The organism is Ulvibacterium sp., assembly GCF_965228935.1.
Lineage (GTDB): Bacteria > Bacteroidota > Bacteroidia > Flavobacteriales > Flavobacteriaceae > Ulvibacterium.
Map to the genome: position 1 here is coordinate 389,866 of NZ_OZ245846.1, position 25,924 is coordinate 415,789.

22 protein-coding genes are annotated in these 25,924 nt (G+C 40.4%); 12 read left to right on the forward strand and 10 right to left on the reverse strand.

Going from position 1 to position 25,924, the window contains the following annotated elements; genetic code table 11:
* Window positions 1-143: 143 nt before the first annotated feature.
* The 7 genes from ACO06Y_RS01715 to ACO06Y_RS01745 are packed head-to-tail and all read right to left on the reverse strand — an operon-like array spanning window position 144 to window position 8,898.
* A complete protein-coding gene (locus tag ACO06Y_RS01715) occupies window positions 144-1,751 on the reverse strand; it encodes a sulfatase (protein WP_422082097.1) in 1,608 nt (535 codons plus the stop codon).
* A gap of 32 nt (window positions 1,752-1,783) precedes the next feature.
* Window positions 1,784-2,776 (reverse strand): mannonate dehydratase, encoded by a 993-nt coding sequence (locus tag ACO06Y_RS01720; protein WP_422082098.1) that lies wholly within the window; start codon window positions 2,774-2,776, stop codon window positions 1,784-1,786.
* A 3-nt stretch (window positions 2,777-2,779) separates the two neighbouring features.
* Window positions 2,780-3,523 carry an RraA family protein gene (locus tag ACO06Y_RS01725; RefSeq protein ID WP_422082099.1) on the reverse strand — a complete coding sequence of 248 codons (744 nt, stop codon included), beginning with the start codon at window positions 3,521-3,523 and terminating at the stop codon, window positions 2,780-2,782.
* A complete protein-coding gene (locus ACO06Y_RS01730; RefSeq protein WP_422082100.1) occupies window positions 3,524-4,966 on the reverse strand; it encodes a GH39 family glycosyl hydrolase in 1,443 nt (480 codons plus the stop codon). It abuts the gene before it with no gap.
* An 18-nt stretch (window positions 4,967-4,984) separates the two neighbouring features.
* The gene (locus tag ACO06Y_RS01735) at window positions 4,985-5,833 is read right to left on the reverse strand and encodes an SDR family NAD(P)-dependent oxidoreductase (RefSeq protein WP_422082101.1); all 849 of its coding nucleotides are present in this window, start codon (window positions 5,831-5,833) and stop codon (window positions 4,985-4,987) included.
* Entirely contained in the window at window positions 5,826-7,235 is a 1,410-nt protein-coding gene (gene uxaC, locus ACO06Y_RS01740) for a glucuronate isomerase (RefSeq protein ID WP_422082102.1), read from the reverse strand. Before uxaC ends, ACO06Y_RS01735 begins: the two co-directional genes overlap by 8 nt.
* Complete coding sequence (locus tag ACO06Y_RS01745; RefSeq protein WP_422082103.1) at window positions 7,228-8,898, reverse strand: sodium:solute symporter family transporter; 1,671 nt, start codon at window positions 8,896-8,898, stop codon at window positions 7,228-7,230. Before ACO06Y_RS01745 ends, uxaC begins: the two co-directional genes overlap by 8 nt.
* A 243-nt stretch (window positions 8,899-9,141) precedes the next feature.
* On the opposite strand from ACO06Y_RS01745, the gene ACO06Y_RS01750 reads away from it, so the two are divergent.
* The 4 genes from ACO06Y_RS01750 (at window position 9,142) to ACO06Y_RS01765 (ending at window position 18,163) form a co-directional block, all read left to right on the forward strand.
* Window positions 9,142-10,023: an AraC family transcriptional regulator gene (locus ACO06Y_RS01750; protein ID WP_422082104.1), complete on the forward strand. Its 882-nt coding sequence runs from the start codon at window positions 9,142-9,144 to the stop codon at window positions 10,021-10,023.
* 652 nt (window positions 10,024-10,675) lie between these two features.
* Window positions 10,676-13,612 carry a SusC/RagA family TonB-linked outer membrane protein gene (locus ACO06Y_RS01755; RefSeq protein WP_422082105.1) on the forward strand — a complete coding sequence of 979 codons (2,937 nt, stop codon included), beginning with the start codon at window positions 10,676-10,678 and terminating at the stop codon, window positions 13,610-13,612.
* A gap of 19 nt (window positions 13,613-13,631) precedes the next feature.
* Complete coding sequence (locus tag ACO06Y_RS01760) at window positions 13,632-15,209, forward strand: RagB/SusD family nutrient uptake outer membrane protein (RefSeq protein WP_422082106.1); 1,578 nt, start codon at window positions 13,632-13,634, stop codon at window positions 15,207-15,209.
* A gap of 158 nt (window positions 15,210-15,367) precedes the next feature.
* Window positions 15,368-18,163: a glycoside hydrolase family 2 protein gene (locus ACO06Y_RS01765; protein WP_422082107.1), complete on the forward strand. Its 2,796-nt coding sequence runs from the start codon at window positions 15,368-15,370 to the stop codon at window positions 18,161-18,163.
* A gap of 770 nt (window positions 18,164-18,933) precedes the next feature.
* On the opposite strand, the gene ACO06Y_RS01770 is transcribed toward ACO06Y_RS01765, so the two are convergent.
* Together ACO06Y_RS01770 and ACO06Y_RS01775 are read right to left on the reverse strand one after the other, a co-directional pair.
* On the reverse strand, window positions 18,934-20,295 hold the full coding sequence (locus ACO06Y_RS01770) for a serine hydrolase domain-containing protein (protein WP_422082108.1): 1,362 nt from the start codon (window positions 20,293-20,295) through the stop codon (window positions 18,934-18,936).
* Between the two features lie 102 nt (window positions 20,296-20,397).
* Complete coding sequence (locus ACO06Y_RS01775) at window positions 20,398-21,189, reverse strand: helix-turn-helix transcriptional regulator (RefSeq protein WP_422082109.1); 792 nt, start codon at window positions 21,187-21,189, stop codon at window positions 20,398-20,400.
* Window positions 21,190-21,394: 205 nt separating this feature from the next.
* On the opposite strand from ACO06Y_RS01775, the gene ACO06Y_RS01780 reads away from it, so the two are divergent.
* The 4 genes from ACO06Y_RS01780 to ACO06Y_RS01795 are packed head-to-tail and all read left to right on the forward strand — an operon-like array spanning window position 21,395 to window position 23,219.
* The gene (locus ACO06Y_RS01780; protein WP_422082110.1) at window positions 21,395-21,718 is read left to right on the forward strand and encodes an ArsR/SmtB family transcription factor; all 324 of its coding nucleotides are present in this window, start codon (window positions 21,395-21,397) and stop codon (window positions 21,716-21,718) included.
* Between the two features lies 1 nt (window position 21,719).
* Complete coding sequence (locus ACO06Y_RS01785) at window positions 21,720-22,178, forward strand: SRPBCC domain-containing protein (RefSeq protein ID WP_422082111.1); 459 nt, start codon at window positions 21,720-21,722, stop codon at window positions 22,176-22,178.
* Between the two features lie 11 nt (window positions 22,179-22,189).
* Window positions 22,190-22,576, forward strand: coding sequence for a DoxX family protein (locus ACO06Y_RS01790; RefSeq protein WP_422082112.1), 387 nt, complete (start codon window positions 22,190-22,192; stop codon window positions 22,574-22,576).
* 4 nt (window positions 22,577-22,580) lie between these two features.
* On the forward strand, window positions 22,581-23,219 hold the full coding sequence (locus ACO06Y_RS01795) for a YdeI/OmpD-associated family protein (protein WP_422082113.1): 639 nt from the start codon (window positions 22,581-22,583) through the stop codon (window positions 23,217-23,219).
* A 1-nt stretch (window position 23,220) separates the two neighbouring features.
* On the opposite strand, the gene ACO06Y_RS01800 is transcribed toward ACO06Y_RS01795, so the two are convergent.
* Window positions 23,221-24,201, reverse strand: a complete 981-nt coding sequence (locus ACO06Y_RS01800; RefSeq protein WP_422082114.1) for a GlxA family transcriptional regulator — start codon at window positions 24,199-24,201, stop codon at window positions 23,221-23,223.
* Between the two features lie 136 nt (window positions 24,202-24,337).
* On the opposite strand from ACO06Y_RS01800, the gene ACO06Y_RS01805 reads away from it, so the two are divergent.
* The 4 genes from ACO06Y_RS01805 to ACO06Y_RS01820 are packed head-to-tail and all read left to right on the forward strand — an operon-like array spanning window position 24,338 to window position 25,922.
* Window positions 24,338-24,784: a VOC family protein gene (locus tag ACO06Y_RS01805; RefSeq protein ID WP_422082115.1), complete on the forward strand. Its 447-nt coding sequence runs from the start codon at window positions 24,338-24,340 to the stop codon at window positions 24,782-24,784.
* A 1-nt stretch (window position 24,785) separates the two neighbouring features.
* Window positions 24,786-25,295: a DinB family protein gene (locus tag ACO06Y_RS01810; RefSeq protein WP_422082116.1), complete on the forward strand. Its 510-nt coding sequence runs from the start codon at window positions 24,786-24,788 to the stop codon at window positions 25,293-25,295.
* A 24-nt stretch (window positions 25,296-25,319) separates the two neighbouring features.
* Complete coding sequence (locus ACO06Y_RS01815) at window positions 25,320-25,742, forward strand: VOC family protein (protein WP_422082117.1); 423 nt, start codon at window positions 25,320-25,322, stop codon at window positions 25,740-25,742.
* Window positions 25,743-25,748: 6 nt separating this feature from the next.
* A complete protein-coding gene (locus ACO06Y_RS01820; RefSeq protein WP_422082118.1) occupies window positions 25,749-25,922 on the forward strand; it encodes a hypothetical protein in 174 nt (57 codons plus the stop codon).
* Window positions 25,923-25,924: the final 2 nt, after the last annotated feature.

The window sequence follows — 25,924 nt, forward strand, 5'->3', positions numbered from 1 at the left end:
TCCTCCATATTCCTTCCTAGGTTGATCTCTTAATTACAACTTCCCTCAAATACTCAAAAGCAAAATTTGGATTATTACTCTGAGCTTTCTCCCTCAAATCTTCAACCGATTGATATCTGTCAATTGACCCTTCCATTATTCACCTATTCACTTTCGTTTTTTGAATAATCAAAAATAAACTCCGAATCATATGATGGATTTCTTGGGAAGGTAAGTGGGGCACCGATATCCTTGGCCCATGACTCTATCATATTGTTTAACTCTTCAGTTTTTAAGGGTAAATCAACAACCAGATTATTTGTTTCATATGGGTCTTTTTCCAGATTATAAAGCTCTAAACTGTCATACTCAAGATAACGAATCAGTTTCCATTTTCCCTTTCTTATGGCGACTGCAGGAGTAAGTCTCCATGCAGGATAAGTGTCACTTGGTAAAGATTCGATTTCACTTTTTTGCTCTATTTCCCCATAGGATGTCAACCTCATTAGGTGCAAAATGTTATCCCTTTCATACCTCTTTCGATTATAGCTATCTAGGTAAACCGGCTCGTACCAGAAAAGGGGGCGTTCTTTAAATTTCCTGGGGGCATCAAAAAGCAAGGGAGTGATAGATTCCCCATCTTTTTCGCTTTTATTTTCATCTTGCTCTAGAATATCAACTATTGTTGGAAAAATATCGGTAGCCGCTACCGGAACATCTGATTCTGTATTGGGTTTAATTTTGCTCGGCCATTTTATAATTAACGGAACCCTGATTCCACCTTCATACAAATTGCCTTTACTTCCACGCAACGGCAAATTGGAAGATGCCAGAGAGTATGCACCATTGTCAGATGAAAATATAACTAAAGTGTTTTCTGCCAACCCAGATGTCTCTAAAAAATCGAGGATCATACCTACATTAAAGTCAAGGTTTTCAACCATCGCCGCATAAAGAGGGTTTAAATCCTGATTCCCTTCAAAGCGTTTTTCGTATTTTCCAATCAAATCTTTTTTAGCCTGAATCGGGGTGTGAGGCGCAAAATGTGATAAATAGAGAAAAAAGGGATTATCCTTGTTTTGATTTATAAAATCAATGGCTTCTATTGTTAGGCGGTCTGTCAAATATTCCCCTGATGGCCCATTAGTGATGTCCGGATTATAATAGGGACTGAAATAACTTGCCGGTTTGCCAATCATATTTCCAGCAATGTTCACATCGAATCCATGAGCCCTAGGACCTGTTGGGCCTTTGCCTAAATGCCACTTACCAATGCTTGCTGTTATATAATTTTTTGATTTAAGATATTCTGCGATTGTGACCAATGAAGTATCCAGATAGTGCTTATTCTCGGGCATCACATATTTTCTTGCTTCCTTTGGCCCCCTTTCACTGGAACCTGGAATGTAAACTTGATGTGCAGGAGTGTAGAGCCCCGTAATCAAGCTTGCCCTGCTCGGTGAACAAAAAGGAGCATTGGCGTAGGCGTTGTTGAAAACCATTCCCTGTTTGGAAAAATTATCAATTCGAGGCGTATCGTAATGTACATTTCCATTGTAACCAACATCCATGAATCCAAGGTCATCCGCATAAATAATTATAATATTGGGATGTTGGATAAATTCGGCATCCTTACATGAAAATGATAGGGCAACCAAAAAGAAAAATGTTGAAAGAACCTTGTAAGAATGATTTAAACTCCAATGACCATTGTTACCACTATTAGTTGAATCAACAACAAGGTTTTTTTGATTTTCAAAAAACAGTCTCATGCTTATTTTAAAATTCACTTTGATTTATCAAATTACTTTACTTCTATTCCAAGGCTCTCGCAAATCCCCTTCAGGTAGCCAATGGCAAAAACTTTTCCCATAACTTCATAACCGACGGACAAACCACCTCTAAAATCATTGTTATCTTCTCCAAACATAGTTGGAGCATGATCTGGCCTAAATGCCCCTTCAAAACCAAAGGACTTATAATGCTCGAACATTTTCCACATATCGGTAGGACCGTTATCATGAAAGGTCTCCCTGAATTTGGTGGAAGAACCCTCTACATCTCTAATGTGCAGAAAGAAAATCTTTTGTTTCTTCATCCACTTTTCGGAAATTTCCATAAAATCTCCTTGCATTAATTTGAATGTGGCCTGGCAAAATGTAATCCCGTTGGCGGGGCTTTTATATGTTTCTAATATTCTATCAAATGCATCAAAGGAAGTCAGAATTCTTCCTACACCTTTAAGAGGACTTAATGGTGGGTCGTCAGGGTGCAGTGCCATTTGTATTCCATTTTCTTCTGCCACAGGTAATATTGCTTCGAGGAAATATTCCAAGTTTTTCCAAAGTTTCTGTTCACTTATTTGTAAATCGACAGAAACATCTTCATTTGTATTTCTTGAATCGAAACCACTGACGGTTGCTCCACCTCGTTCCGGGATGTCTATTTGAGTACGAAACCATCCTATTACCGCCATAAAATTGTAACAGAGTAGAGGAATATTTAATTGCCCCATATTACGAAGCATGGATTGATATTTTTCAATGTACTCGTCTCTGTTTGGCAATCCGAGTTTAATAGGATTCATATCAAATTGATCCCCTTCCAGACCATACAGTTGAAAACCAGCTTCATTAAACCGGTTTCTAACTGTTCTCAACGCATCCAAATTAAACGGGGCCGGTAATCCAGATAGTTCTGGGGCAGCCTTGGTGATGGCATAATTTATCCCAATCTGGCGGGCCAATGACCACTTTTGTGCATCGCATATAGGAGGAAGGAGCATTGTACACTTCATGGTCTAGAAATAACCTCCTTTTTTTGTGATGTCTTGGATGCTTTGACCTTCTTTTACCCATCCAAAAATCTGTTTTTCATTCTCCTTGATTTCCTCGGCCCTTAGAAGGACATCATAGGCCAGATTTCGAGGAATGACCAATACACCGTCTATGTCGCCCATTACGATATCGCCCGGTTTAACGGTCACGTCGCCAATTTTCACTGGTATTTGATAATGGGTAATCAAGCATCGTCCCAAGCTTCCGTTTGAAATCCTATATTCATAAAAAACTGGGAAATCAGCTTCCAAAATTTGATGTGTATCCCTAATTCCACCATCAATACATGCGGCCTTGACTTTCTTTCCTTTAGCTGTGGCTGTCATCACCCCTCCCCATAAGGTGGCTTTTTCATCGCGGCTGGTATCCCAAATCACGAACGCATTTTCATGCATATCGTCCAGCATTTCAGTGCGAAATTCCATCTCGCCGCTAATTTTCACGTTAGGTGCGCTTTTTACGGTAAAAGCAAAACCGGCAACCGTTTTATATTCCCTCAAAGGTCTTATTCTTCCTGGTAAAGCTTGTTCTAAGAGACAAAACTCTCGTAGTACATCATTGACCGCTCCCGTATATAGTTCTTGGTATCGATTGAGGATTTCCTCATCGGAAATAGGAAACTTCATATCGGGCACTACTTCACGTGATTCTATTAATTTTTCAAGGTTCATCATTCCAACTTCTTTCTTGAATTGATCTGTGCTCATCTACTGTTCTTTAAGATTAATTAAGGTTTTATCGGCTATCAGAATAGGTGAGTCATAAATCGGAATATTCTTAAAAGAATAAGCCGTTCCCATCTGATTCCAGTTCTTAGCCGGAATTTCAAAAACATCACCCGTTCTTAAGTCGATAAAAACAGGGGCTTCAAAGTTCCCTGCCGCAAACTCAATGTCAACGGATGAAGTATTATTTTTATTTGTAGGTATTTCCCCATCTTTCCAAATAGCAACTGCTTGATTGTCAAAATGCTTACGTCTAAAACCAAAAACAGATATTGACGATTCACTAGAAAGGGAATAGGGATAGTTTGGTATCCTCTCCAAAGTATTGTCAAAAATTGAAGTCACATTTTGATAAGAATAATAGGAAGGTTTTAGCGCGACAAAGTTTCTTTGCAAATCGGATTCTATTAATCCCTTAGTATTTCGTTTAGGTTTATCCATAAGTTCTTCATGATTATGGGTGTATACAATGTCAATAATTAGGAAGTAGCTGGATGGTATATCCCTCCCCAAATCTCCCAACATTTTTCGAACTACCCATTTTGACTGGGACAGTTCAGTCCATTCGTAATTCCGAAGGGCATATACGTCTTGAAATTCGGAAGGGCATCCTAACTCCCCTTGTCTTATTTTAATGTGATCCGCATACTTCCGAATGATGGGATATATATCATTGTATTTTCGGTAAACATCGGATGGATTGTATGTGTAGCCGTGCAGAGTGATTTCATCCACCAAATGAAGTTTATTCTGTTCTTTTAAGGTTTTTAAAAATGTTTCAACGTAGTTTTGACCCTTTTTGCCCAGACTAGCCTGGGACAGTGCGAATATTGTTGCATCTGGAATTTTAGCTTTAATATTTTCAGCAGTCCTTATGAAAAGATCAGCATATTGTTCTGGTGGGGTTTTATCTTTGTTATCCGGTTCATTCCAAACTTCCCAGAATTTAACTCTTCCTCTGTATCTTTTAACCATCGCATTTACCCATTCATCCCATGCTTGCAAGGCCTCTTCCGATGAGGGGAGTCCCGCACTTAGGTGAATTCCTCCACCCCCATCATATATTGGATTTCCATAGGACGTCTGCAGCCAAGGTTCAACACCTTGAGATAAAACAAAATCGATAACCCTATCAAGCCATTCAAAATCATATACCCCTTTCTCTTTTTCGCATTTTGCCCAACCAGCCTGTAACCTTATCTTCTTGGCTCCTAAATCTTTTAAATAGTCTTTCCAACTGTCAAATTCAACTAAGTCACGATCCATCGTTTCTGCCCCGATTGACCAGTTATTTGAATAAATTTCCGTCGAACTTCTCGGGGATATTTCCCCAATTTTCTTGAAAGGAATTTTTAGGTCCGACTGGGCTTCTACCGACCCAGTAATGGTGAAACAGAATGTTATGATTAAAAAACTATTTTTCATTCTCTCCTTAATTTTAAATTATACTCCGGAACTTGCTGAAAAGCCACCATCGATTGGAATCGTTACCCCCGTAAGAAAATCAGATGATTCATCATCAATTAACCAGTTCATGCACCCTATAAGTTGATTTGGGGTCCCAAACTTTCTTTGTGGTGTGTGTGAAATGATATTTTTCCCTCGTTGAGAAAGTTCTCCATTATCCATTGTCAATCTTTTCTTACTGTTTTCATTCAAAAAAAATCCGGGGGCAATTGCATTCACTCTAATGTTTGTTGGTGCAAGATAGACTGCTAGCCATTTGGTGAAGTTTTCTATTCCGGCTTTTGCCATACTGTAGGCAGCGACTCTAGTCAATGGCCTGTAGCTATTCATAGATGCAATATTTATGATAACCCCTCCGCCAACCGAAGCCATAGTTCTTCCAAAAACCTGTGAAGGAATAACCGTGCCCATAGTGTTTATTTCCAGGACCCTGGAAAAGGCTCTCATATCCATATTAAAATACCCGTTGAATTCTTTGGATGATTTTTGGAGCTCGCGTTCTTCAAAAAAATCTGCTGACGTAATGGCATCAAAGTGGTTCCCGCCCGCCCCATTGATGAGCACCGTACAACTTCCCAATTCCTCCTTTATTTTCTGCCCAGCCTCTAAAACGGCATTTTGGTCGGTAACATCTATTGGTACGGAAATGGCTGTTCCATTTTGATTTTCAATCTCCTTTTGGATTCTTCTTAATTTTTCTAAAGTCCTCCCCAAAAGCGCGACTTTTATTCCTTGTTTCGAAAGTTCGATTGCCATTTCCGAACAAAGGGTGCCACCTGCCCCCGTAACTACTGCTACTTTGTGTTTTCTTTTGCTGTTATTCATTAAAAAATCTTTTTTTACTATTCGCGTAACAAATATTTGTGATGAGTTCACTCACTAATTCATAATCGTTTGGGATATGACCTTTTTCAATCCATTTACCAATAAGATTGCAGAGTATTCTTCGGAAATAATCATGTCGGGAAAATGACAAAAGACTACGTGAATCCGTTGTCATTCCAATGAAATGGAATAATAGGCTATAATTGGACACAACAGTTAGGTGATTTTCTATGCCCCAAGCGTGATCATTGTACCACCAAGCTGGGCCAAATTGTATCTTCCCTTCTTTTCCATCTTCTGAAAAAGAACCCGTTAGTGTTCCAAATGACTCATTATCCGAAGGATTGAGAGTGTATAAAATAACATCGGGCAGATATCCCTCTCTTTCCAATTCATCGAGAAAAGAGCTTAGGCTCTCCATATTACAAGAATTTCCTATAGCCGCATAGCCTCCTGTATTTCCAGATAAATCCCGTAATCTTGAACTGGTTGTTCTCAAGGCACCAATGTGCAACTGCATCACCCAGCCCATTTTCCCATATAGCTTACCCAAAAAGGCCAATAAGTAAGACCGAAGCTTTATGATCTCATCGGCGTTAAGTTTTTGATGCTGTTTCACTTGTTTAAAAAGACTCTCTGCTTCCTTTTTTAAAATCGGCTTATATGAAAACCCTGAATCCAGTGCATGATCCGAAAGTCTGCTTCCACATTCGGAAAAATATTTAATTCTTTTTTCCAAAGCCTGTTCAAGGCTCTCCAAATCAACTATTGAAACTCCAGTTAATCGGGCCAAAACATTTAAAAAAATTTGATAATTCGATGAATTGAAATCCATTAGACTATCTGCACGTAAGGAAGGGATAATTGGTAAGGAGCACTGATTTGATGCGGTGTTGTGTAGACTTAAATCAGTAAGCCAATCATCGGAAGTACACAACCCTTCTATGTTCCACTTTCTTAAGATTGAACATGCTGAGAACTTGTCATCTTCGAGTTTTGAATTGCATTGTTTCCAAATCCGCAATGCAGATTCCTCATTCAAAGGATCTTCGACATTAAAAACATGATTAAGCTCGTTGGTCGACCAATGGTAAAGAGGATTGCCAATGGTCTTTGGATGTGTAGCCGCCCAAGAATAAAACTTATCCCAATTCGTTGCATTTCCCGTTATCATACCCTCATCGATTCCATTAATACGCATGGCTCGATGTTTGTACGGATCATTCAAAACCCATAATTCAGCTATATCCGAGAACATATGGTTTTCAGATAAGTGTCCTATATTAATATGGTTGTGATAATCTATGATCGGTAAATTAGAAGCAAAATCATGATAGAGTGATTTGGCATACGAATTTTCCAAAAGTAAATCACTGGTTAAGTAGGAGTTTTTTTTAATCATGGCTTCGAACATTTAGATTTTTAATCGCATAGATTCTTAGGGTCACAGCGGAAAAAAAACAAATCAAACCAATTACAATGGCAATCTTACCGCTAGACAAATCAATCGATGGAAAACTAATACCTATGAACAGTAAGCCAGACAAACCAATAGCTATTGCAAAAAGATTGGCCAAAGCCAATTGAAACCTAGGTTTAGCCTTTCCAATCTCACTGTTGGAGAGTGGAGTATTCAATTTTTTGAAAAAAGCATTTACCCGGTCGATGTAGGCCTTACTTGACGACAAAAGCAAACCTGAAACAAAAAATACTCCGGAACAGCCAATAATTTGGAGAAAAGTGGACATCTCCCAGGATAAATTTTCCAAACTGTTGAAAACTAAACCTAGCGTGATTCCGGTCAAAACAGAGAAAAAAGCACCTGTTGAGTTTGTCTTTTTAAACAATAGTCCCAGAATCAAAGGAATCGCCGTTGGTATTGCAAATAATCCCGTCAACAATTTATTGGCTTCAAAAGCACCCCCTAATTCTCCCATGTAAAATGACCCTAACACAACTATGGCACCAACCAATAAAATATTGATTCTGGCTACTGATATCAGTTCTTTTCCCGAAGCATTTGGATTTATCAATCTTTTGTAAATATCATTGGTCAATACGGCCGACATTACATTGAACTCTGAATTGAGAGAAGACATTGTCGCAGAGAACATAGCCGCAATCATTAGACCAAGTAGTCCTGCGGGCAACAAATGAACGGCTACTGCAACATAGGCTTGTTCCGGATTATCCAGGTTTGGGAGAATATCCACAGCAGCAATTGCAGGTAACAAGAATATTACTGGAAATAGGAACATCAGAAGAGCCGAGAAAAACCCCAGTTTTTTTGTGGCCGTCTCATCTTTAACACTATAAAAACGCTGGATGAAAACCCAGTTGCCATTATATTTCAACAGAACCATCAAGTAATAAATAAACAGCCACAATGGTTGGCCTTTAGGGCCTGAAAACCAATTGAAATGTTCAGGATGCTTTTCTACTAGGGCGTAAAACCCTCCTGCGGCTTCAAGGGATAAAGGAACCAACAACACAGATGCAAACAACAAAATGACAAATTGCAATGTATCCATGACAACTACCGACCACACTCCGCCGACTATAGTAAACAATATGGTTACAATGCCTGAAAAAACAATGGCCTCCAAAAAACTCAAGTCCGTTGCGGCTGTAAGAAAAATACCCATTGCATATTGCCTTACCATGTTGTCCAAAAAACGCATTCCTAAACCTATCCAGCTGAATAGTTGTCTAATTTTATTATTGAATCGTGTCTCTAGGTATTCCACTGGGGTTAAAATTCTAGAGCGTATCCAGCGTTTTCCCATTACAAGTGCCGCAAAAATAAATGGGGGGATGGTGCAGAATAAAACAATTATACCAACTATCCCATCCGAATAAGCAATACCTGCATACGCGACAAAAACAAAAGTGCTCAATGACCCCATAAAGTTGCTTATACCAGAAATGTTCCAAGGTATTATATTACCTCCCTTAAAGTATCCTTTGATATCCTTGATGAACCAACCAAAAAACAGTCCCACACTTGCCATGATAAGCAGATATAGAATAATTGCTACATAATCTAGGGTAGCTAATTTCTCCATGGGATTTTTCGATATTTTTGGTTAGCCTGTATTATTGCTTGGTTCCAACAATCTTATCATATTCACAGACTAAGCAAATCAAATTGTGAATGATTCTCAGAATTTAAGCAGTTTACTTTTGCCATTTTCAACTATCAAAGTTAGTTTTTGCGATTTCTTTAGAATTACATTTTATTTGCATACCTTTGAACTATATTGACATTCTAAAACTATATAAGTCTATGTTTTGCAAATTTTTGAAGTTTGAAACCACTATTCCTTAAAAAAAATCTACAGTCTTCCACGAGTTCCTTTTTGGCCTTAAAAACTGATGTTCCATTTATCTACGATAAATGGCATTATCATGAGGAACTTGAATTACTCTATGTTATTAGAGGAACTGGCAGCCGTTTTATTGGAAATAGTGTTAAGGAATTTTCGCATGGTGACATGGTTTTGGTCGGTTCAAATCTGCCTCATGTTTGGAAAAATGATAAGATTTATTATGAAGATGAAAAAACAACTGCTTCTGCTGTTCTACTACAATTCGCTCCTAATCTTCTAGATCAGTCATTTCTGAACCTGCCCGAAATGACTAAAATTAAAAAAGTACTGGATGATTCTCAAATGGGATTAAAAGTAAATAAGAAAATGGTCGAGATCATCGCGCCTTTGTTGGATAAATTGATTATTGCCAAGGGCCCAAATAGAATCATTATATTATTACAAGTCTTGAATAAAATTGCTTCCAGCGAATATGAATTGCTCTCTAGTCAATGGTTCAATAAAAGCTATCAAGGGAGTAAGGACAAAAGGATAAATAAGGTATATGATTATATCATGAATAATTTTCAAAAAAAGATTTCTTTAAAAGATTTGGCAGAAGTCGCAAATATGAACGAGTCCGCTCTTTGCCGCTACTTTAAATCTTCGACAAAAAAAACAATCACCGAATTCATCAATGAAGTCCGTATTGGCTATGCCTTTAACTTGATGAATACAAAGGATTACAGCATAAGCATGGCATGCTATGAATCCGGATTTAACAACCTCTCTTATTTTTACCGACAATTCAATAAGGTAATGGGATATTCTCCTTCACATTTTTCAAAAAAGATTAAAAAACGGCCTCATAATAAGCGTTAAAAAAAGAATTAAATCACCATAAGAAGAATAAATCCACTTAGTTTTCTTAATTATCAGTTCAGAAGTAAAGTGAATACTTTTAAAACTAGATGTAACCATTTGCCCATAATTTGGTAATGTTGATCTGCCATTGGGTTTTTAACTCTTGCCGTATAATAAAATTGGAATGATGCCGGTAAAAGGTTGATTTAAATGAAAGTTATTTCCATATTCTTTCTAAAGAAAAGTTTTTGCGCTCATCAAGCACAACAATAGTGCGAATTCCATCCTATAATCCATTTCGATTTTAAGTTTTCTTTGACAAAGCTTTTGGATTCAATCACATTTTTCATCTCAAAATTTGCGCAACGCCCTTCTTTTTTAACATTAGGTGCAAGAATAGTTCAAATTTCTGCAAAGAAAATAAAATTTTTCATTGCCCCAATACGATAATTTTGGATTACACAAAAAAACAACGCTTTTTTTGATAATTATACCTAATTAATCGCAAATAGGTATTAATGTATTAAAAATTGAGGCGTATGTGGATATTCTCCTTAATTGCAGAATGTAGAATTCAAGAGGATGCGAGAAAACAAATCACCCGAATACACTTTATCTCAAGATAGGTTTTTTGGAATGATGAATTTTAATAATCAAACAATCTAGTTCAATGAAAACGAATGCTTTAATCATTTTAACTATAGTAGTTGCAATGTTTGTCAACAAAATTCAAGCGCAAGTGCAGGTTACGGGTGAAATTACTGATGTGGACGGAGCACCCATTCCTGGGGCTACAGTCATAGAAAAGGGCACAAACAATGGTGTTGCAGCTGATTTCGATGGAAACTATAGTATCGCGGTATCTAGTTATTCTTCAACTCTCGTCTTTAGCTCTGTGGGATTTGCGCCGAAAGAAGAATTGGTGGGCCAACGCTCAAGGATTAATATTGTACTATTGGAAGACAGTCAGAGACTTGATGAGGTCGTAGTTGTTGGCTATGGAACACAAAAAAAATCTGATGTGACTGGTGCGGTCGCTTCTTTTAGCGCCGCAGATATTGAAGAACAAGGCCCTAAAATCAATGTACTTCAATCGCTTCAAGGTTCACTAGCTGGTTTGAACGTTTCCCAGGTAAGTAATAATGCCTCTCAGGATGACTTTAACATAACCATAAGGGGTGTTAACTCAATAACCGCAAATAATCAACCCTTAATCGTTCTTGATGGTGTTCCTTACTCTGGAGGATTCAACGAAATTGAACAAAGTGATATTCAGTCAATTGAAGTATTGAAAGATGCATCTTCATCTGCTATTTATGGAGCCCGTGGCGCCAACGGGGTTATCTTGATCACAACAAAAAAAGGTAAAACCGGCAAACCTCAAATTACATATAATGGTAGTTATGGAATACAGGAGTTATACAATCTTCCACCCATCATGTCAGGAGAGGAATACTGGGAATTCGCCAACGAGCGTGTTGGCTCGGACCAAGTCAATAGCTTTCCAACATTAGTTGAAAATTTTAATGCGGGTCGGTCAGTGGATTGGGTAGATTTGGTCACACGATCTGGGCAACAACATCGGCATGCATTAAAATTTAGCGGTGGCTCTGATTATGTAAACTATTTTTTGTCCGCTGCCTTGACCGATGTAACCGGGGTAGCAATAGGTGATGACTTTCAGCAGGTTGTTGCGAGGGCCAATATATCAATCAAACCTCTCGAATGGTTGGAAATAGGGACAAATACCCAATATACGTTCCAAGATAATTCTGGGGTTCCACCTGATCTTTCAGGTAACTTCACGGGAGCCTTTTTCGCAAATCCGCTTACTAATGCCTTTGACGAAAATGGAGAGATACAATTAATTCCTTGGCCAGAGGAACCACTTTTCGGCAATCCTTTGGCAAATCAGAATGTCATTGACGATGATATTGATAGAAGGCTCTTTTCCAACAATTACGTTTTGATCAAGCTTCCGTTCATAGATGGACTATCTTACCGTTTGAATACGGGCTACAGCATAGCTACTAGAGCACTTGGGAGATTTTGGGGCTCCAACACAATTGAGGGTTTTAGGAATCAGGGACAGGCAAGAACCTTGAATTCGGAAGAAACCGATGTTCTTCTCGAAAACATAATCGTCTATGACAAAACCTTCGGAAAACATAACCTTAACTTAACAGGGCTCTTGAGTACACAAGAAATTAGAAGGGAAGTGCGAGATGTTTTTTCACAACGTTTTCCCACCGAAGTGTTAACCTACTATCAACATGATGTGGCGGAAGTTATTGTCCCCAACAATACCTTTTCAGAACAAAAATTCGTTTCACAAATGGGGCGGATCAATTATAACTTTGACTCAAGATATCTATTGACAGGTACAATTCGTAGAGATGGTTATTCTGGATTTGGACAGAACAATAAATTTGGAACGTTTTTTTCAGGCGCGCTAGGATGGAATATCCATAACGAAAAGTTTTTGGAAGAAATTGAGAACATCAACCAACTAAAACTAAGGCTCACCTATGGCGAAAATGGGAATCAAGCCATTGATCCTTTCCAAACCGTTTCAAGGTTAAATGAAAGAAATTACCTTGGGGGTAGCGGCAATACCACAGCTCCTGGATATTTTCCGGGTACCTTGGCAACCCCGGGCCTTACTTGGGAAACGTCAAAATCCTTAAATGCAGGAATCGATTTTGCGCTTTTCAAGAACAGAATCAGCGGCTCGTTGGACGTATATACCACGGACACTGAGGACTTGCTTCTGGAAAGGTCGATATCATCCGTACATGGCATCAGCAACGTCACCCAGAATATAGGGAAGACCAGTAATCAAGGAATTGAATTTTTATTGAATACCATCAATATAAACAGTGAAGATTTCTCTTGGTCTACCAACTTCAATATTGCAAGTAACAGGAATGAAATAGTAGATCTATACGGAGATGGTACGGACGATATTAACAACGGTTGGTTTATAGGGGAATCGATTGATGTGAATTTTGATTTTTTATTTGACGGGGTATGGCAAGTTGGAGAGGACAACTCACTACAACCCGACTCGCAACCAGGTGATGTAAAAATAAGGGATGTCAATGGAGATGGGGTCATTGACCCGGATGACAGAACCTTTATTGGGCAAAGGAACCCAAAATACATAGCGGGACTTACGAACAGCTTCAGATATAAAAATTTGTCACTTAGTTTCTCCTTGTTCACCCAACAAGGTGTGACAAGGGTCAATCCGCTGTACGATACGGATATTGTTTTTTTGGATGCGCGATTGAATACGATTATGCTGAATCGCTGGAGCGAGGACAACCCCATAAATTCTTATCCGGCAAACAGGAATGGCACCAATCCGTTCGATGTTCGGTTTTATCAGGATGCCAGTTTTGTCCGGCTGAGAAATATTACACTTGCATATGATTTACCAAAGGATCTACTTGATAAAATGGGTGTGAGCAATCTAAGGATATACGCAAATGCCAACAATCCGTTCACTTTCACGGATTGGGAAGGTCTGGATCCGGAATTGGTAAGCCAAAGGGATGTACCGATAAACAGGACAATAACCCTCGGTATTGATATCACACTATAATCATAACAAAAAATTCAAAATGAAAAATTTATTAAATTATTTCACCTGTACGACTTTGGTTTTCTTTCTTGCCGGTTGCGACAGTGAAGAATATCTTGAAGAAGAACCAAGGGATATTATAACCGCTGATAATCTCTTCGCAAACCCTGAAGGTTTTCAAAATGGATTGAATGCCCTATACGCATCGGCAAGGGACGAACGACAAAGGGACGAACAGGGTTTTTTCTTTGGAACAAGAGGCTGGATTGCCCAAGGTGCAACCGATGACACCTATTCTTCGCGTTTTGGTTCTAGAGGCCTCTACTACGTTGAATTTGGGGGTAATTTGAATGCGACCGTTCAAGGGCTGAACAATGTTTGGCAATGGTTGTATGAAAACATAAATACGGCCAATACGATTATAGGGCGTGCCGAAAACCCTAATATAGAATGGTCCAGTGATGAAGAAAAACAAATTGTTATTGCGGAGGCAAGAATGGTAAGGGCATGGGCCTACAGACACCTAACATATCTATGGGGAGATGTACCCCTTATACTCGAAGAATCTTCAGGGAACAATATTCGAACCGATTTTATCAGGGAACCTGTTGCCAACATTCTTAATGTTATGGAAGCGGATTGGCTATTTGCCGAAGAACATCTTCCGGATATCAACAATGTCGTAGGCCGGCCCGTGAAAGGAGCTGCACAGCACTATTTAGCCGAGCTATATCTTCAAAAAGAAGATTTTATTAGTGCCGAAGAGAAAGCGATGGCCGTGATATCAAATACAAACTACAGTCTTGTTACCCAGAGGTATGGCGTTAGGGCATCGGAGCCAGGAGTGCCATTTATGGATCAATTTTTTAAGGGTAATACGCTTAGAAGTCAAGGCAATACTGAGGTACTATGGGAAATGCCGCACGACAGGGATGCCATTGGAGGCGGGGGTAATGTGATGAGGCGATCTTGGTTGATACGTTACAGTGTACTGGATGATGTGCCAATTTCCCCAGAAAGAGGAAGAGGGACGGACTTCTATGCCGTAACCAAACATGCTTGGGAGCTTTATGAAGAAAATGATGATCGAGGGTCTGAGTTCGCCGTGGTACGCTTTGTTTTGACCACGGCAGGTGACACCATACCTACTACCATCGAGGATAGGCAAGAACCTACTCGAGATCCATTGTGGCCTTCAACAGCTAAATGGCATGATGGAGACCCAACTGATTTAGGACGTAATGAAGGGTATAACGACCAACCCTACCTCAGATTGGGAGAAACTTATTTATTGCTTGCTGAAGCTCAGTTTAGGGGTGGGGATGTAGATAGTGCGACACAAACGTTGAACATTTTGCGTAATAGGTCAAATGCTTCTCCAATCACCGAAGCCGAGGTTAATATTGACTTCATACTAGATGAGCGAACCAGGGAACTTATCACCGAAGAACAGAGGAGATACACTCTGCTCAGATTGGGCAAATGGTTGGAACGCACACGTTTATACAATTCTCAAAGTGGGCCATTGATAACGGAACGCGATCGATTATTGCCCATTCCGCAACCGGTCATCGATGCTAACCTCGATTTAGAGTTTCCTCAAAATCCAGGATACTAGTTTGTTATACTACACTGGAATTCATCTTAAGTTTTGAAATTCGAGTGAGAACCGGTCATTGCTAGCAAGAAGTCACTTTTGGGCTTAGTGCTCAAAGACCCTTAACATTCTTTTACCTTGCAGGATTTAGCTATTCTCAATTAAAAATTATATCTATAATGTACTTTAGAAACATGTCGCTCTTGACCCTTTTTCTTCTTTTTTCAGCCCATTTTTTTGCCCAAACGACCGAAACGATTTTCCTTTCGGGCAAGGATGCGGCAAAGACTGTCGAATGGGATTTTTTTTGTACGGGTGGCAGAAATAGCGGGAAGTGGACGAAAATTCAGGTACCCTCCAATTGGGAGCTCCAAGGTTTCGGGACTTACAACTATGGCCATGACCACAAGAATGGGGATATTAAGTTGGGCGATGAACACGGGCTTTACAAGTATGAGTTCGAAGTGCCCGCTGCCTGGATGGGCAAGACGGTGAACATCGTTTTCGATGGATCTATGACCGATACCCAAGTAAAGATCAACGGCCAATCTGCGGGCGAAACGCACCAGGGCGCCTTTTACCGCTTTAAGTACGATATCTCAAAACTCTTAAAATATGGCGGATCCAATTTGTTAGAGGTCGATGTAGCCAAGCGTTCCTCCAATTCATCTGTAAACCGCGCAGAACGAGAAGCTGATTTCTGGATTTTCGGAGGCATTTTCCGGCCTGTATTTTTAGAGGCCCTGCCGCCTGTGCACATGAAGCGTACGGCAATTGATGCCAAGGCCGATGGTTCGTTCAATGCTCTTATCGTCCCGAACCGGTTTCAGGGCAACTATGCCGTTGAAATCGAATTGTACGATTTGGAAAGAAATAAAATCGGCAAGACCGTGCAGACGACAATGGATAGGGGCGATACCGAAAAAGTGGTTTCCGGAAAATTCGATAACGTAAAAGAGTGGAATCCTGAACGGCCCGCGTTGTACGACATGAAGATTACCCTAAAAAAAAGGAACACCGTTTTGCACGAGGTGGTGGAACGAATTGGTTTCCGAACGGTAGAACTGCGCAAACACGATGGTTTTTATGTCAACGGTGAGAAAGTAGTTTTTAAAGGGGTGAACCGCCATTCGTTCTGGCCGGAGACGGGCCGTGCCCTGAGCGAGGAAAACCATCTTATGGACATCCGCTTGATGAAGGAAATGAATATGAACGCGGTGCGTATGTCACATTACGTGCCGGACAAACGGTTCCTGCAGTTGTGTGACTCGCTGGGGCTTTTTGTACTGGACGAGGTTACCGGTTGGCAAGACGGTTATGATACCATAGTGGGTCCAAAATTAATCAAGGAGACCATCCTAAAGGATGAAAATCACCCCAGTGTTGTCATCTGGGACCATGGTAATGAAGGAGGATGGAACTTTGCCAACGAGAAATGGTTCCATTTTTGGGATATCCAAAAGCGGCCGGTAATTTATCCCTGGCTACTCCGTAATGGAGTGGATGCCTTCCACTATCCGGAGTACGATTACGGGACGGGCCGGTTTACCTCGGGCAGCGTCCCCTTTATGCCGACCGAATTTTTACATGGCCTATACGATGGTGGCCATGGAGCCGGTCTTGAGGATTTTTGGAGAAGCTACGGATCGAGCCCCTTATTGGCCGGGGGCTTTTTATGGGTCTTTTCCGATGAGGCCGTCCTTCGTACGGATAAACCTGGAAAGGTGTTCGATGGTGACGGCAACCATGCCCCAGATGGCATCCTGGGGCCTCATCGTGAAAAGGAAGGCAGTTTCTATACCATCAAGGAAATTTGGTCACCAGTACAGATAAAACCGGTGATAATCAATAGAGATTGGAATGGCAAGCTCTTTTTGGAGAACAAATTCATCTACACCAACCTCAGGGACTGTAGTTTTAGCTGGAAAGCGGTCAGGACCGAGATCGGGAATCCCAAAGAGACCGAAGTGGCAAGCGGCACCGTTGAAAGTCCAGCAGCTGGACCCGGTGAAACCGTACAAGTGCAAATAACGCCAAAAAATTCCTTGCAGGAAGCTGATATTTTTCGGTTTACGGCCAAGGATCACTATGGCAATGAACTGTATACGTGGAGTTGGCCGATTGTTCGGCCCGATGAAAAAGCGGCAGAGCTTCAGCCGGAAAATCCCAAGGGACCGGCCATTGAAGTAATGAAGGACGATACACAAATATCGGTAAAAGTGCGTAATCTGGAAATTACGTTCAACACGGCCGATGGTACTATTGCCAAAATAAAAAATGGAAAGGGGCTACTTTCGTTTTCCGGTGGCCCGGTCCCGGTAGGCATCGATTCTAAAGTGGAGGACGTTATCTGGAGAAAGGACAAGAATGGAGATTTTCAAATTGAAATTCTATATTCCGCATATCCGACAAAAATAACTTGGACGCTTAAGAAAAATGGGATGTTGGGGCTACGGGCCGATGCGATAAGCCAGAACATTTGGGATTTGGACTATCTGGGGATTTCATTCGATTATCCTGAGGAAAAAGTGAAGGGAATAACATGGATGGGCCAAGGGCCGTACCGTGTTTGGAAAAACCGCCCAAAAGGTGCAAACCTAGGGATATGGCGGAAGGCCTATAACAATACCGTGACCGGCGAGAGTTTCAATAATCTGATCTATCCGGAATTCAAAGGGTACCACGGCCAGTTGTATTGGGCCACATTGGAAACGGAAGAATCTGATTTTACGGTAATTTCGGAAACGCCAAAGTTGTTCTTTCGGCTTTTCACGCCCGAGGAACCCCAACATGTCAAGGGCGGGACACATCCTCCTTTTCCCGAGGGTGACCTATCGTTTTTGTATGAAATACCGGCCATAGGCACTAAATTCAAAAAGCCCAAAAATTTGGGGCCACAAAGCCAAAAAAACGTTTACAGGGGACACCAGGGCGACGACAAAAACCCGATAATACTATGGTTCGATTTTAGATGAAAGTATGTATGTCAAGTACTTCAAATTTGTCGTATTGTTATATGTAGAATATGAAAACCAACGATTCAGTATATTTGATGGTAAGTAGTTAGTTTTGAGTTAGTTATTAGGGTACTTGACTTCTTAATATGGAATTCAGTGCCCTTTTTAAAGAACAGCAAAATGAAATCAAATAATTATTTTAAAATAGCTTGTACGCGTTTTCCTTATTGTCATTTTAACAAATGGTATCAATTATAGATGTTTAACAATTTAGACAACAAATATGGCACCTATATTGGGATGATTAAAAGCCACTATTTTCCATAGTGGTAGATTTAGATAAAGTTTTCGTTTCCAAAGAAAACTTGTTCGAACATTGTACTTCATATTTCGCGATTTATCGTCAATAGGCCGAGCCAAATAATAGTAATTGGTAAAGAATCGATAACAAGTATATGGAATACGTTTTTTTCATTTAAAAATCAAGGTGAGGGTTTTTTTAAATAGAATAACCATAAGGAAGGAAAATGTACTTAAAAAAGATAATTTGAATGTCTGTTAGTTTGATTCTATCATTCACACAGTTGATCTACTCCGACCCAAGAGGAGTGAAAAAATATACATTGAACGAGGTTTTTTGAGTGGAACGAATGTAAAGCAGAAAGGAGGCGCAGGACTATGGTAACTTTGGGAAGGGAATACAAAAGTTATGTTCTTGTCTTCGAGCAGGTCTTAAAAACTGAAAACGATGAGGCATTGGGTAGATTTTGCAAAACGAACCTTTTGGACTACTCTTTTTTTGTAAAACTCAATAATGCATAAATCATATCCATGTGCAGATATTGTTCCCCACCTTTTCCTTTTGTAAAAAAGTACTCATTCCCTTTAAAAGACCATCTAGCTTCCCCCAAATAAGACAGTGTATCGATTGTAGCGCTCTCATTTTCTATAAGTAGGTGATTGTCCGCATTTTCAATCCTAACTTGCCAATTTCCTTCATATGTTCCCTGGAGTATCGACAAATCCCCCTCATAGGCCGTTTTATCAAGGGTAACCGGAATCAGTTCATCCAACAAGGCGTCTGCTATGGCGAACCAGTTTTCCCGTCGATAGGAGTTCTCCAATGTTACGAGGGAAATCTTTTTTTCTGGAAAGTACATAAGTTCGGCCAATATACCACTCCCCGACCCTCCATGGGCAATGACTTCACGGCCATTCTTCCTATACCGCTGTAACCCCTTGGCATAACTTAGTTTTACGCCATTTTCCAACTGTCCCGGTTTTATCAGCTCGGCATAGGAAACCTTGTTCAAGACAGCATTTCCATCGTGAAGCGCCTTGTTCCATTTTAACAGGTCTTCAATTGTAGAACACAATGCTCCGGCCGAATAGGTCCAATAATAGTAGGGTTCCTCTGCCCTGTACTTTCCACCGTCCACAAAGTTGTAGCCGTGTGCCCTAAACTTTCGGATGGCAGTCCTATCGCAAAAAAATGTATTGTCCATTCCGGATTTTGACAATATATGTTCTGTTGTATACTCTTCATAGGTCTGTCCTGTCAACTTTTCAATGATAAGCCCAAGGATAACATACCCTGTATTACTATAGAGCATCACGGTGCCCGGTTCAAAGTCGAAAGGTTCCTTTTCGACAAGCCTTACCATGGTATCCCGGATGATTTCCCGCATTAACAGGGGCCTGAACCCCGGTAAGTTATTATGACCTCGAATACCGGAAGTATGGTTCAACAATTGACGAATTGTGGGGTCGTACTCCTTGTGCTCGAACTGGATATATTCACTGATATTCTCATCAAGGTCCAGTATTCCTTTTTCTGCCAACTGCATTATGCCCACTGCGGTGAATTGTTTGGTTATGGAACCTATTTGAAAGGACGCGTTTGCCGGTAGCGGAATCTCGTATTCAAGATCGGCAAACCCGTAAGCCTTTGAAAAGATGATGGAGTCCTCCCTCATTACACCAATTGCCATCCCCGCTATGCTCAAGCTATCAATATATGGTTTGATGATGCTATCAACGGTTTTTTCAATTTGGCCATAGTCGGCCTGTGGGGTATAGGGGGAGCAACTGCCAGTCATCAGCAGTAATTGTACAACACATACCGAAAAAAGAAACCTTTGAATTTTCATGCTAAGGGTTTTGTAAAGCGATTGATTGCTGTTTTCGACAAAGTTGGAAGTATTCCAAACGAAAAAATAGAACGGATTTAGCCTGAACTGAAATAATCGGATTCAAAGGTTTTCGAATTTTTTGGGTAAATATCCGGTTACGTTTTTAAAGGTACGGATGAAGTGGCTTTGATCGGAAAAACCACAAATAAAAGCTATTTCGGTAAGGGACAACTTCGAATTCTTGATGAGTCCAAGACTTTTTGAGATTTTGAGCTTTCGTTTATATTCTCCCAAAGTGCACTCCAAATACTTTGCGGAGTATTTTGAAATTGTAACGGGATGTACCTGGGTCAAAATGGACAATTCGTCCAGGGATAAGTGCTCGTTCCAACGATCATGCAAGATTTCCAAAAGACATTTGAACCAACTCGGTCTTTTTTTATCGTTGGCGCTGGTAGGAGCGGTAATTAAGTCGAGTAGGGATAATTCAATGGACAATTGGGTAGAATTGTCCGATATCGCCAACTCCTTAAATATTTTCAGTATAGTAAATTTGGCTTCGAAATTAGCGTTTATGGACTTTTCAACCTCGAATTCTGAAATATCTTGATCACTTAAAAATTGTGGTTCGAACTCGATATTTATGTTCTTCGACTTTCTTTTTGTGATGAATTGATGTGGCTCGCCCGTGTTACAAAAGAGTACATCTCCCGGAAGCCTTTGAAAATCCTTTTTTAGTCTTCTTTCAATATGCCCCCCTTCAAGTAGAAGACTTATATGGGGATTCTCATGACAATGAAATACGTCATTTTTGTAAAGGGTATCATAATGGGTCAATCCAATTGTAAAACCTGGGAAACAATTTAGCTCGGATATTGTGCCTGAATATTGGTTCTTGCCCAGTAATTGCATTTAGCAGTTTAATGAAGGACTTCTGAAAAAACGAAAGGTTACAAAGCACACAGGCTTTGTGTTAAGAACGGTAATTTTAATAAGGCTTGGAAGGAGGCGAAGTTGTCTCATAAAAAGGCGGTTTTACAGACGTTTGTTTCACGTATATACCTTTCTGCAGTCAAATAACTGCATTTTCATATATTTGCAGTCAAATAACTGCGCAATGAGGTTAAGACGGGATGTATTCCAGGCCATAGCAGACCCAACCAGAAGAGCAATCATATCACTTGTTGCCTTACAAGCAATGACCCCTGGCGCCATTGCCGAAGAATTTGACTTTTCTAGGCAGACCATTTCAAAGCACATTCAGATACTTACAGAATGTGAGATACTTAAGCAGGAACAAACTGGTAGGGAAATCTATTATCACTTGAATCCCGAAAAATTGAAAGCCATTGCAGACTTTATTGAACCTTATCGCAAAATGTGGGATATACGTTTTGACAAACTGGAGGCTATTATGAAAGACCAACCAAAAAGGACATAGTATGGAGCAAAAAACAAAAGTAACAGCTGAAGAGGGCAAACAAGAAATACAAATTTCCAGAGTGTTTGAATTGCCATTGGAATCCCTCTTCAAAGCATATGTTGACCCTGAAATTGTAGAACTATGGATGGGTACCAAAGTGATAAAACTGGAGTGCAAAACACATGGCAGCTATCAATTTGAAACTACAGACCCAAAAGGCAACAAGCATGGATTTAACGGGACCATCCATGAATTTGAGCCCAATCAAAGAATCACCCGCACTTTTGAAATGGAAAACACAACATTTCCCGTGCAATTGGAGTTTCTCGAATTTCAAGACATCAACGAAAACAATAGTAAGCTTGAAATGCTTATAGTCTTTAAATCTGTTTCCGATAGGGACAACCTGTTAAAACTTCCGTTTGCTTTTGGACTGAATAGGGCACATAACAAACTCGAAGAGGTTCTTTCCAACTAAAACTATTTCACATGAAAAAAAGGAATAAAATAATATACTGGATAGCCACTCTCTGGCTCTCGTTGGGAATGGTCTCCACCGGAATCGTTCAATTGTTGCCCTTGGATGAAGAGGCTGAAAAAATGACCCAACTTGGTTACCCCTTGTACTTCCTTACAATAATTGGTATTTGGAAACTATTGGGTGTTGTTGCCGTATTGGTGCCAAAAATTCCCTTGGTAAAAGAATGGGCTTATGCTGGTTTTGCCTTTCTGATGTCCGGGGCCATCTTTTCCCATCTGGCCGCGAACGATGGATTGATAGAATACATTGGGCCGACATTACTTCTACTTCTTACAGTGGTTTCCTGGCACTTCAGACCAGAAAGTCGAAAGCTTATATCCAATACAAATAACTAAGTCTATGAACCCAAAGGTTGACAATTATTTAGAACAGGGTTGTATGCGTTGCAAGCTGGGCGGAACTCACGACTGTAAGGTCCATGCCTGGACAGCCGAACTAGAAAAACTACGGGAGATTGTCTTGGACTGTGGACTAACTGAGGAGCTAAAGTGGGGTGTACCCTGCTACACTTTTAACGATGGCAATGTACTAATGGTAAGTGCACTTAAGAACTACAGTGCGATAAGCTTTTTTAAAGGTGTACTGCTCAAAGATCCGGACAACATTCTTGAAAAGCCAGGGCCGAACAGTCAGTCCGCTCGATTGATCAAGTTTACTAATGTGAATGAAATCCCCGAACTAGAACCTACATTGAACAGGTACATTTATGAAGCCATCGAGGTGGAGAAGGCAGGCCTTAAAGTAAATTTCAAAAAAAATCCTGAGCCGATACCTGAAGAACTAGAACGGAAGTTTGAAGAAGACCCCGTATTAAAATCCGCATTCGAATCGCTGACCCCCGGAAGGCAAAGAGGATACATTATTTATTTCTCACAACCAAAACAATCCGAGACTCGAGAATCAAGAATCGAAAAATGTGCTGGAAAAATTTTAAATGGTGAAGGCCTTCATGATAAATATAGCGGCAGAAGAAAATGAACTAAGCAGTTTGAATTATGCTATACTTCTTCTGATACTGCAAAGGTGACATACTGGTTACTTTTCGAAACACATCCCGAAACGCCTTGGCATCGTTATAGCCTACTTCGTACATCACTTCATTGACTGTTTTCCTGCCTTTTTCCAATTCCTTTTTTGCGGCTTCGATTTTCACCCGTTGCAAATATTCCAATACGGTATTGGAAGTGGCATTTTTGAAACGACGCTCAAAAGTCCTGCGGCTCAGAGCCATGTCTTCACAAAGGTCATTGACCGAAATCTTATTCTGATAGTTCTTTTCGATATACTCCTGAGCTTTGAGTACCATATCGTCCTTATGGTTCTTTTGGCCCGAGAACACCATAAAAGGGGACTGACTACTTCGCTCAATATCGATCATAAATCCTTTGGCCGCCATTACAGCCGTTTCCCTGCCCGCATACTTTTCAATCAAGTAAATAACCAAATTGGTAAACGCATAGGCGCCACCACTCGTATAAATGCCATCGGCATCAGTGACTATCCGCTCATCCGTTAAAATAGCTTTTGGGAAGTTTTCTTTAAAAACGTTGGCGAACTGCCAGTGGGTCGAACAGGGTTTTCCATCCAACAATCCCGTAGCTGCCAAAAAGAATGACGATACGCATAGGCTTACTACTTCTGCGCCTTCTTTATAGTGCCCGACAATCCAGGGCATGAAATCCTTATTTCTTTTCACGACCGTTTCAAAATCATCGTGGATGGCGGGTATGATGATAAGATCGGTCTTGGTGACATCCTTGATGCTGACCTCTGGTTTTGTGGCAAAAAGTCCACCGCTGGCATCTGCTTCTCTGTCCAATCCCACCAACTGGATTTGAAACAGGGGGTCTCGACCGGTTTCCTTATAAAACTCGTTGACCCAAGTGAGCATTTGATGGGTTCCTGCAACATTGACCACACTTACATGTCCCTTGGGTATGAGTATTGATATATGCTTCATTGCCGGATTTTGCTATTCAAATATAACGGAAATGGATGTCGCAATCAACCCGTCAAATTGACGGAATCATAATATTAATATCACATTTCAACCATGTATCTTTACAGGAACTCATTGAACAACAAACCAATAGAAAATGAAAACAACTCGTACCGAGCCCTGTCGAAGTATCTGGTTGAACCTGCCCGTTAACGACCTTCAAAGATCCAAGCAGTTTTTCAGGGACATCGGTTTTCATGAAAATCCGATGCATAAAAATGCGGAACACTTGGGAAGCTTTTTGATTGGGGAAAATGACTTTGTCCTGATGCTCTTCCCAAAGGAACAGATGAGCCAATGGCTTAAAAATAAAGTAACCGATACCAGCGAAAGCAACGAAATGCTCATCAATATTGATGCACAGAGCATAGAAGAAGTGGATGATTTCGCCGAGACGGTCAAAAAAGCGGGAGGTACCATTTATCAAAACCCTCAAGAGGTGGACGGTTGGATGTACCTATTCAGTTTTGGCGACCTGGATGGACATTGTTGGAATATGTTATACATGGATACGGATAAAATGCCCCAATCTCAAACCAAATGATGTGTTGGAAGAATTAAAAAATAGCCTATGGCAACAGTTTGGAGCCAGTATCGATATGTTGATAAATGCAATCGAAGCCTGTCCTGAAACCCTGTACCGAAACAACAAGCGATTTTTCTATACGGCCTATCATGTCGCCGTTTTTCTGGATTATTACCTGACCGTTCCCCCAACAGATTTTGAGCCGCAACTGCCTTTTACCATCACGGAAAAGGAAAAAATACCCGAAGAAGCTTTGGATGATGTGCTCCCCGATGAACATTATTCCAAAGAACAGTTTTTGGAATACGTCAAATCAAGTAAGAAGAAATGCCAGAGTGTAGTTATGAGTATTGAAGAAAAAGGCAATCCACGTTTTGTTGAGGATGTAGAAGTTGGCAAAATGGATTATTCCCTTATCGAAATATTGCTTTATAACCTACGGCATGTTCAGCACCATGCTGCGCAACTGAATACAATATTAAGAAATGAAGGATATGAACCCTCAAAATGGGTGGCAAGAGTAAATTAATACAACAATCAAAAACCATTGGACATGAAAGTAAATCCCTATCTCAATTTTGACGGCAATGCAGAGGGGGCATTCCTTTTTTATAAATCCGTTTTCGGTGGAGAGTTCACCTCCCATATGAAAATGAGTGATGCGCCCGATACTGACAAGCTGCCGGAAAATGAGAAAAACCGAACGATGCATATCTCTTTGCCCATCGGCAAAGATACCATCTTGATGGCTTCTGACATTTTGCCCTCTGTAGGTCACAAACTGAACGTGGGAAACAATAGTTATATTTCCCTTCACCCCGAATCCAAAGAAGAAGCGGATAGGCTCTTCAATGGGCTTTCCGAAGGTGGTGAAATCGAAATGCCTATGGAAGACCAGTTCTGGGGAGACTATTTTGGTTGTTTTACCGATAGGTTCGGGGTAATGTGGATGGTGAATTTTAACCCAGAATTTTGACAGCTTATGACAACAGATTTTAAACCGGATGGGTACAATAGCGTTTCCACGTATTTTATCATTAAAGACCCTCAACGACTTATCGACTTGTTGAAAACAGTGTTTGACGGAGAGTTGTTAAGATGCTTTAAGGATTACGGCGGAAGCGTAGGGGCCATTGGCACTCAAATTAAAGTCTAACT